Source organism: uncultured Nisaea sp. (assembly GCF_963974195.1).
Taxonomy (GTDB): Bacteria; Pseudomonadota; Alphaproteobacteria; order Thalassobaculales; family Thalassobaculaceae; genus Nisaea.
Map to the genome: position 1 here is coordinate 25,327 of NZ_CAXBDC010000050.1, position 7,820 is coordinate 33,146.

A 7,820-nucleotide genomic window follows, 5' to 3' on the forward strand; every position below is an offset into this window, starting at 1 on the left:
AATTGAGGAAACCGTCGGGCGTATCCGGCGTCTGCCGGATGGGTTGGTCAACCGGATCGCCGCGGGCGAGGTCGTCGAACGTCCGGCAAGCGCCGCCAAGGAGCTGATCGAGAACGCGCTGGATGCCGGGGCGACCCGCGTCGACGTGATCATGCGCGACGGCGGCAGGACCGCCATCACCGTGACCGATAACGGCATGGGCATGAGCCGGGAGGAGCTGGAAGTCGCGGTCGAGCGGCACGCCACCTCCAAGCTGAAGGGCGAGGATCTTACTCATATCACCAGCCTCGGTTTCCGGGGCGAGGCGCTGCCCTCCATCGGCGCCGTCAGCCGGATGAGTATCACCACCCGGGCAGCCTCCGCGGGCCCGGAGGAGAGCGCCTGGAGCCTGTCCGTCGAAGGCGGCAGGGTGACGCCGCCGGAGCCGGCCGCGCTCGGCCAGGGCACGCGCATCGAGGTCCGGGACCTGTTCTATGCCACGCCCGCGCGCCTCAAGTTCCTGAAGGCGCCACGCACCGAATACAGCCATGCCGTCGATGTCATCGAGCGGCTGGCCATGGCGCACCCGCATGTCGCCTTCACGCTTGGCGACGGCGGCCGCACGACGATCCGGCTGAACGAGGCCGAGGGCGATCTGTTCCAGGCCCGGCTGGTCCGGCTCGGCGCCGTCATGGGCCGCGATTTCGAGGATAACGCCCTGCCCATCGAGGCGGAACGCGAGGGCATCCGGCTGTCCGGCTATGCGGGCCTGCCGACCATCAACAAGCGCACCACCAGCCACCAGTTCCTGTTCGTGAACGGCCGGCCGGTGCGAGACAAGCTGCTCTATGGCGCCGTGCGGGGCGCCTATATGGATTTCATCTCGCACGACCGGCATCCGCTGCTGGCCCTGTTCCTTGACGTGCCGCCGGAGGTGGTCGACGTGAACGTGCATCCGGCCAAGACCGAAGTCCGGTTCCGGGAGCCGGGACTGGTGCGCGGACTGATCGTCGGCGCGCTGAAACACGCGCTCGTCGCTGCCGGGCACCGGGCTTCGACCACGGTCGCCAACGCGACGCTGGGGGCGCTCGGCCGGTCCGTTGAAAATCAGATGCCGCAGACAAGCTATGCCTGGCAGCCGCAGAACCGGTCCGGGTACGGAAGCACGGTGTCGCGCGGCATGGCCGAGTCCGGCATGGCGTACCAGGCCCCTATTGGTCAGGTCCCCATCGGTCAGCCGCCCGCCGATCAGGGGGGCGGGGGAATGTGGCAGGACGAGGCTCCGCAGGCCCGCTCCGAAGCCCCGACCCCGGAAAGCGCGGCACTGGAGGCCCATCCACTCGGTGCGGCCCGCGCCCAGTTGCATGAAAATTACATCGTGGCCCAGACCAGCGCGGGCATGGTGATCGTCGATCAGCATGCGGCCCATGAGCGGCTGGTCTATGAGCGCATGAAAAAGGCGCTGGAGGCGGATGGTATCAAGCGGCAGATGCTGCTGATCCCCGAAGTGGTGGATCTGGACGAAGCCTCGGTCGAGCGGCTGGCCGCGCGGGCGGAGGAATTCGCGGAGCTTGGTCTGGTGCTGGAGCCGTTCGGTGCCGGTGCCGTGGTGGTTCGTGAAGTCCCGGCCCTGATGGGCGAGGCGGATGTGGCCGGTCTTGTGCGTGACCTGGCCGAAGAGCTGACCGAGTTCGGCGAGGCCATGGCCCTGAAGGACAAGCTGGCGCATATCTGCGGCACCATCGCCTGCCATGGTTCGGTGCGTTCCGGACGGCGGCTGACCGTCGAGGAAATGAACGCGCTGCTGCGCGAGATGGAAGTCACCCCGCATTCCGGGCAATGCAACCACGGCCGCCCGACCTATGTGGCGCTCGGTCTCAACGATATCGAGAAACTGTTCGGCCGGCGTTGAGGAAACCCGCGTGATCCGCATCAGGGAATATCGCAAGGCGGACCGTCCGGCGCTCTACCGGATTTCGGTGATGACCGGTGATGGCGGCGGGGACGCGCGGCATCTCTATCGGGACCTGGATCTCATCGGACATATCTATGTCGGACCTTACGCGGAATGCGCGCCGGAGCTGTGCTTTGTCGCCGAGGATGATCTCGGTGTTGCCGGGTTTGTTGTCGGAGTTGCCGATACCCGCCCGTTCGAGGCGCTGCTTGAGCGGGCATGGTGGCCTGCCCTGCGGTCCCGTTATCCGGATCCGGGGGCGGTTTTGCCGCCGGACTGTGACGCGGATACGAAGCGGGCGCACCGGATGCACCATACGGCGGTGATCCCTGATGCGGTCGTCGCGGAACATCCCGGACATCTCCACATGAACCTGCTGCCGCGCCTGCAACGCCAGGGCGTCGGCTCCCGGTTGCTTGAGCGTTGGTTCGCGGCGGCGCGGGAGGCCGGAGCGGAGCGGGTCCATGTCGGCGTCAATCCGGGTAATCCGGGCGGCCTCGCCTTCTGGCAGCGGGCCGGGTTCGAGCGGATCGCGCTTCCGGCGGCGGATGATTCCGGGCGGGCCATCTGGCTTGGCAGGCCCGTGCCGTGATGCAGCTCAGGCCAGCATCCGCTCAAGAGGCGCGTTGCCCTGCACCAGATCGGCAAGAGTGCTGCGGTCGAGTTCCGCGAGGAAAGCGGCGACGGCGCCATTGATCACGCCTTTCAGACGGCAAACGGGCGTGATCAGGCATTGCCCCCGCCCCGCCTGAAAGCATTCGACCATGGCGAAATCATTTTCCATGCAGCGGACGACGGCGCCGACCGTGATCTGTTCCGGCGGCTTCGCCAGCTTCAGGCCGCCGGAGCGCCCGCGCACGGATGTGACGAATCCTTCATGGGTGAGGGCGCTTGCCAGTTTCATCAGGTGGTTTCGGGAAATGGAGAACCGGTCTGAAACCTCCTGGATGGTGACCAGCCGGGAGGAATTCACCGCCAGATGCATCAGCAGCCGCAGGGCATAGTCCGTCTGGGTGTTGAGGCGCATCCGGCTACTCCCTGTAAAACTCGATCAGAAAATAGACCGGCCCTGTGATCGAGACCCGGTGCGGCAGCTCCGGGGCGATGATGATCTCTTCTCCCTCGGATACGGCCTCATCGCGCTCTGGCGGGCCGGGCTCGAGAAAACGAAGCGTGCCCTGCTCGACGACCAGCCGCCCCCAGACACCGGGTTTGGTCCGGTGCAGACTGGTCAGTTTTTCCGGGACCGTGACCTCGGTGAAATGCGGCGAGCTGCTGTAGTGCCGCGCCGCCGGTGGCAGTGCGCGGGGCAGGCGTGTGTGCATGTTCATTTCAGCCTCAATTCTTCACTTCAGGCCAAGCGTGAGGGCGATGACGGCCCAGAGGTAGAGAGGAAACGGGGCTGCGACCCAGAGCAGAACAAGCGGCCCGATTCTGCGCCAGAGAGGGCTGTTCGGTTTCATGGGATGTCTCCTCCTATCCGGCTATTTCACAGACGCTCCAGACGACCAGCAGGGTGATGCAGACCGCGAAAGCGGACCGCGCGCCGAGGATGATGGCGCCGCCCGTATCGTCGAGGAACGGCTTCAGCCCTTCGCGCCGGTCCTTGCGGACATCGAGTTCGATCGCGGCGAGATAGAGCAGGAAGAATCCGGCCGTCGCGGCGATCGCCAGCATGGTGATGATCTTGAGCGCGATCATGTGTCCGCTCCTCTTTTCCGCTGCAGCTCCGGCACGCCGAAGATCGCCAGTTTCAGGCTCTCGGCAATGCGCCGGGCACGTTCCATGAAATAGGGGACGACACCCGGTGACGGCGCCGTCTCTTCCAGAGTTTTTTCGAACAGGACGAGCCAGTGGTCGAAATGCCCGGCCTCTATTTCCGTGATGGCGTAATGCACCGGAACCGGCTTGCCGGAATATTGCCCGGTATAGAGCGCGACCGACCCCCAGAAGGCTTTCATCCGGGCGAGATGAGGGTCCCAGTCATCGCCGATCCGCCTCTCGAAGATCGGACCGAGTATCTCGTCCGCGCGGATACGGTCGTAGAAGCTGTCGACGAGGATTGAGATATAGGCCTCGGTAATGCCGATCGCCGCCGCTTCGGCGCGAAGGTCATCCCGTGAGGCGGGCCTGCTGCGGATCGGAATGGAGGTCATGGTCCGAGCTCCAGTGTTAAAAGATGAATTTAATATGCATCTTAAATGGCGAAGTGCAAGACATCCGGGCCGGGTGCGACAATCTGCTCTGCAGGAGCGGATCAGTCGGCGCTGGCTTCGATATTTTCCATGTCGTCGTCGGAGAAGCCGTAATGGTGGCCGATCTCATGGATCAGCACATGCCGGACGATGTCGCTCAGGTCCTCGCCTGTCTCGCACCAGTAATCGAGGATCGGCCGGCGGTAGAGGAAGATCCGGTTGAGATCGGCCGGGTTTGAAAGGGTTCCGGCCTCGCCGAAGGGGATCCCCGCATAAAGACCGAGAATCTCGAATGGGCTTTCGGCACCGAGTTCATCCAGCACGTCCTGTTCGGCGAAGTCGGTCACCAGAAAGGTCACGTCGCCGGTCTGCGCGCGAAACTCCTCGGGGATCGTCCGGAACGCTTCACGGGCGAGAGCCTCGATATCGTCGAGGCTGGGCGGTTCCATGGGGCGCTCCACGGGCGGCTGAACAGGCTGGCTCATGCTTCCGCTATAACCGGCGCGGGGATTTTCCGCTAGTGTGGTCGTGAACCGACAGGGAGGATGCCTTGGCAGACAAACTCACCGAGCAGGAACGGGAGCTGGCGATGGCCACGCTTACGGCCTGGGATGCGGTGGCCGGCCGGGATGCGATCCGGCGCAGCTACAAGTTCCCCGATTTCAAGGCCGCGTTCGGCTTCATGAGCGCGGTCGCTGAAATCGCCGAGGAGATGGACCATCACCCTGAATGGTTCAACGTCTATAACCGGCTGGACGTCACCCTCACCACACACGATGCGGGCGGTTTGACCCGCCTTGATACCGATCTCGCGGCGCGGATGGACGCGGCGGCGGCGAAATTCGGCGGCTGAGTTCAGGCGTCTCCGGAGAGCCAGTCCTCGATCAGGCGGCGGGCGATGGAATCCTTGCTTGGCAGACCCTTGCCGAGGGCGCGGAAGTTCATCAATTCGTCACGGCTGAACCACTGGGCGTCTTCCAGCTCCTCGTCGCGGCGGAAAATTTCCGTGGTTTTCGCCTCGGCATGGAAACCCAGCATGATCGAGGCCGGGAATGGCCAGGGCTGGGAGGAGTGATAACGCACGTCGCACACTTCCACGCCGGTCTCTTCATGAACCTCGCGGGCGACGGCTTCTTCCAGCGTTTCGCCCGGCTCGACGAAACCGGCGAGGGTGGAATAGCGCCCTTCCGGCCAGACCGCCTGGCGCCCGAGCAGGGCTTTCTCGCCGGCTGAATCATGCACCAGCATGATGACGGCGGGATCTGTGCGCGGGAAAGCGGGGGTGTTGCAGGCTTCGTTCGTGCAACTGCGCTGGTGCCCGCCTTTCGCGATCCGGGTGGCCGAGCCGCAGACGCCGCAGAAGCGGTGACGCTGATGCCAGTGCATCAGACCCCGGGCATAGGCGAGGACGGAGCCCTCGAACCGCTCCAGCACCGGGCCGACCTGCCGCAGATCCATGAATTCACCGGTGCCGCTCACCGCCGCTGCCGCTGCTTCCTCTTCCAGATGGGAGAGATCGACCGCGACATGCGCCTCGCCGTTCCGATTGCCGAGGAAGATAACGGTTTCCGATTGTTCGATCAGGACAGTGAACTCCCGTGCGCTCAACAAGGAGGCGGCCGGGGTTTCACTGTCCGCACCGAAAACGAGCGAGCGGCTGCGCCAGACCGGTACCAGCCGGGTCGTGGCGTCACCGACAAGCCGTTCAAGCCAGCCCTCCTCCTCGCGGAGGTGAGCGCTGCGGTCGAGGCCACTGAAACCGTAGATGTTCGGTTGGCGGCGGGTCAGGTCGAGGGGATATTTATCGGACATGGTGGCGGAGTTTACACGCTCCGTCGGGCGCGGCAATCACGGGTTGGTGAATGAGTGCGGGATGAGTCTATTTCCCTTCATGCACGCATTCAAACACCCCTACCGGGACCTGGTGAACAGAAAGGCCGCTCTCTTTCTGCCAGTGCAGGAGCTGGATCTGGGGTGGCTCCATGAAGACCTTGAAACCCGGCCTGTGGGCAAGGTCGAGGCCCATCTGATGGGCGGTGGAGGAGCAGATATTAGCCGTTGTTCCGGCCCAGTTGCGGTGCATGGAGCGATGGAAATGGCCGGCCAGGACGATTTCGACATTGCTGAACTGTTCGATCACCGCACCGATGGCATCGCCGTCCCGGCAGTTGATTTCGTCCATTTTCATGCCGGTTGGAAAAGGCGGGTGGTGCAGCATGACGACGGTGGGTTTCCCGGCCAGCTTGTCCAGATTTTCGCCGAGCCAGTCACATTGCCCGGTACTGAAAGTACCATGCGGCTCCCCCTCTTCGAGCGTGTCCAGCGCGATGAGCGCGAGCGGTCCGAGATCGGCGGCATAATCGAGCGGTCCGGTGGCGGGCATGTAGCCGTCCGGGGCGAAGGCCGTGCGCATGGGCTCGCGCGCATCGTGGTTCCCGGGAATGACGTAGGCCGGGATGCCGAGAGGCGCGACCGTCTCGCGGAACAGCGTGTACGAGCCCAGGGTGCCGTCTTCCGATATGTCGCCTGCCACCAGCAAGGCATCCGGCTTTGGCGACAGGGCGGCGATCGTCGCAATAGCCGCATCAAGATGGGCCCTGGTGTCTATCGTGCCGTAGGCCGGGATGCCGCCATCCATCAAATGTGTATCGGTAATTTCGGCCAGAAGCATGCCGGTGCCCTCTCATTTCTGAAGCAATTGCACGGGTCTATTCCCCGCTTGTCCAGCTTCTTTCCCTTTGCATTTTGCTAAATGTGACTTAAGTCACGTTAACAAGGGATCCGGTGTTTATAAGTGGATGGTGCGCCATCCGCACGTCCTGCTGTCGGGTTCCGGCGAGATTAACAAGCGAAAACAGGAGAGCGAAATGGCCTTCGAACTGCCAGCCCTTCCCTACGATTACGAAGCGCTTCAGCCGTATATGTCGAAAGAAACCCTCGAGTTTCACCACGACAAGCACCATCAGGCATATGTCACCAACGGCAACAAGCTGCTGGAAGGCACCGGCCTCGAGGACAAGTCCCTCGAAGAGATCGTGCAGACCGCATACAAGAACAAGATGGCCGGCCTGCTCAACAATGCGAGCCAGCATTGGAATCACCTGCAGTTCTGGCAGATGATGAAGAAGAATGGCGGCGGCGCTATCCCTGGCGCGCTTGAAAAGAAGATCATCGAAGACCTCGGCTCGGTCGCCGATTTCCAGGCTGCCTTCATTGAAGCCGGTGTCACCCAGTTCGGCTCCGGCTGGTGCTGGCTGGCCATGGGCAGCGACGGCAAGCTCAAGGTCACCAAGACCCCGAACGGCGAAAGCCCGATGGCCTATGGCGAGACCGTTCTGCTCGGTTGCGACGTGTGGGAGCATTCCTACTACATCGATTACCGCAACCGCCGTCCGGATTACGTGAAGGCCTTCATCGAGAACATGGTGAACTGGGACTATGTCGGAGAGCTGTTCGCCAAGGCGAGCTGATCCCGCACGACCCTGCACCGAATTGCGACGGGCCCGCCATTGGCGGGCCCGTTTTCGTTTTGGAACCGATAATCCGAATGGTCGGGTATTTCCGGAATTGAGAGGGTCGGGCCTGACACGAACTCGATGACCTCATTTCCACCGGGTATGAGGCAAACCAGCCTTCAATTCATGAGTTTCGGTTGGCGCGAGAGAATTGAAGCGGCTCCTGGAGCAAAGTCG

General features: G+C 63.3%; 11 protein-coding genes. 4 read left to right on the forward strand and 7 right to left on the reverse strand.

Annotated features, from left to right (window positions below; all coding sequences use genetic code 11):
• Nucleotides 1-22 precede the first annotated feature (22 nt).
• Nucleotides 23-1,891 (forward strand): DNA mismatch repair endonuclease MutL, encoded by a 1,869-nt coding sequence (mutL, locus tag AAC126_RS12505; RefSeq protein WP_339853829.1) that lies wholly within the window; start codon nucleotides 23-25, stop codon nucleotides 1,889-1,891.
• Between the two features lie 10 nt (nucleotides 1,892-1,901).
• On the forward strand, nucleotides 1,902-2,525 hold the full coding sequence (locus AAC126_RS12510; RefSeq protein WP_339853810.1) for a GNAT family N-acetyltransferase: 624 nt from the start codon (nucleotides 1,902-1,904) through the stop codon (nucleotides 2,523-2,525).
• Nucleotides 2,526-2,531: 6 nt separating this feature from the next.
• Here AAC126_RS12510 and AAC126_RS12515 read toward each other — a convergent pair whose 3' ends face one another.
• From AAC126_RS12515 to AAC126_RS12535, 5 genes are all read right to left on the reverse strand, one after another.
• Nucleotides 2,532-2,960, reverse strand: coding sequence for an Rrf2 family transcriptional regulator (locus AAC126_RS12515; protein WP_339853812.1), 429 nt, complete (start codon nucleotides 2,958-2,960; stop codon nucleotides 2,532-2,534).
• A gap of 4 nt (nucleotides 2,961-2,964) precedes the next feature.
• Nucleotides 2,965-3,264 (reverse strand): DUF1971 domain-containing protein, encoded by a 300-nt coding sequence (locus AAC126_RS12520; RefSeq protein ID WP_339853814.1) that lies wholly within the window; start codon nucleotides 3,262-3,264, stop codon nucleotides 2,965-2,967.
• A 145-nt stretch (nucleotides 3,265-3,409) separates the two neighbouring features.
• Nucleotides 3,410-3,634 (reverse strand): hypothetical protein, encoded by a 225-nt coding sequence (locus tag AAC126_RS12525; protein ID WP_339853817.1) that lies wholly within the window; start codon nucleotides 3,632-3,634, stop codon nucleotides 3,410-3,412.
• On the reverse strand, nucleotides 3,631-4,089 hold the full coding sequence (locus AAC126_RS12530; protein WP_339853818.1) for a group III truncated hemoglobin: 459 nt from the start codon (nucleotides 4,087-4,089) through the stop codon (nucleotides 3,631-3,633). Before AAC126_RS12530 ends, AAC126_RS12525 begins: the two co-directional genes overlap by 4 nt.
• Before the next feature lie 101 nt (nucleotides 4,090-4,190).
• The gene (locus AAC126_RS12535; RefSeq protein ID WP_339853820.1) at nucleotides 4,191-4,577 is read right to left on the reverse strand and encodes a metallopeptidase family protein; all 387 of its coding nucleotides are present in this window, start codon (nucleotides 4,575-4,577) and stop codon (nucleotides 4,191-4,193) included.
• Between the two features lie 101 nt (nucleotides 4,578-4,678).
• Here AAC126_RS12535 and AAC126_RS12540 point away from each other — a divergent pair, with 101 nt between their 5' ends.
• Nucleotides 4,679-4,981, forward strand: a complete 303-nt coding sequence (locus AAC126_RS12540; RefSeq protein WP_339853822.1) for a 4a-hydroxytetrahydrobiopterin dehydratase — start codon at nucleotides 4,679-4,681, stop codon at nucleotides 4,979-4,981.
• A 2-nt stretch (nucleotides 4,982-4,983) separates the two neighbouring features.
• On the opposite strand, the gene nudC is transcribed toward AAC126_RS12540, so the two are convergent.
• Nucleotides 4,984-5,940, reverse strand: a complete 957-nt coding sequence (nudC, locus tag AAC126_RS12545) for an NAD(+) diphosphatase (protein WP_339853824.1) — start codon at nucleotides 5,938-5,940, stop codon at nucleotides 4,984-4,986.
• Nucleotides 5,941-6,007: 67 nt separating this feature from the next.
• Nucleotides 6,008-6,799 carry a phosphodiesterase gene (locus AAC126_RS12550; protein WP_339853826.1) on the reverse strand — a complete coding sequence of 264 codons (792 nt, stop codon included), beginning with the start codon at nucleotides 6,797-6,799 and terminating at the stop codon, nucleotides 6,008-6,010.
• Between the two features lie 196 nt (nucleotides 6,800-6,995).
• Between AAC126_RS12550 and AAC126_RS12555 the strand changes: the two genes are divergently transcribed.
• On the forward strand, nucleotides 6,996-7,598 hold the full coding sequence (locus AAC126_RS12555; RefSeq protein WP_339853827.1) for a superoxide dismutase: 603 nt from the start codon (nucleotides 6,996-6,998) through the stop codon (nucleotides 7,596-7,598).
• Nucleotides 7,599-7,820: the final 222 nt, after the last annotated feature.

Coding starts and splice junctions, on each gene's coding strand:
- AAC126_RS12515 (WP_339853812.1), bottom strand. CDS start 2,960: ATGCGCCTCAACACCCAGACGGACTATGCCCTGCGGCTGCTGATGCAT.
- AAC126_RS12520 (WP_339853814.1), bottom strand. CDS start 3,264: ATGAACATGCACACACGCCTGCCCCGCGCACTGCCACCGGCGGCGCGG.
- AAC126_RS12525 (WP_339853817.1), bottom strand. CDS start 3,634: ATGATCGCGCTCAAGATCATCACCATGCTGGCGATCGCCGCGACGGCC.
- AAC126_RS12530 (WP_339853818.1), bottom strand. CDS start 4,089: ATGACCTCCATTCCGATCCGCAGCAGGCCCGCCTCACGGGATGACCTT.
- AAC126_RS12535 (WP_339853820.1), bottom strand. CDS start 4,577: ATGGAACCGCCCAGCCTCGACGATATCGAGGCTCTCGCCCGTGAAGCG.
- nudC (WP_339853824.1), bottom strand. CDS start 5,940: ATGTCCGATAAATATCCCCTCGACCTGACCCGCCGCCAACCGAACATC.
- AAC126_RS12550 (WP_339853826.1), bottom strand. CDS start 6,799: ATGCTTCTGGCCGAAATTACCGATACACATTTGATGGATGGCGGCATC.
- AAC126_RS12555 (WP_339853827.1), top strand. CDS start 6,996: ATGGCCTTCGAACTGCCAGCCCTTCCCTACGATTACGAAGCGCTTCAG.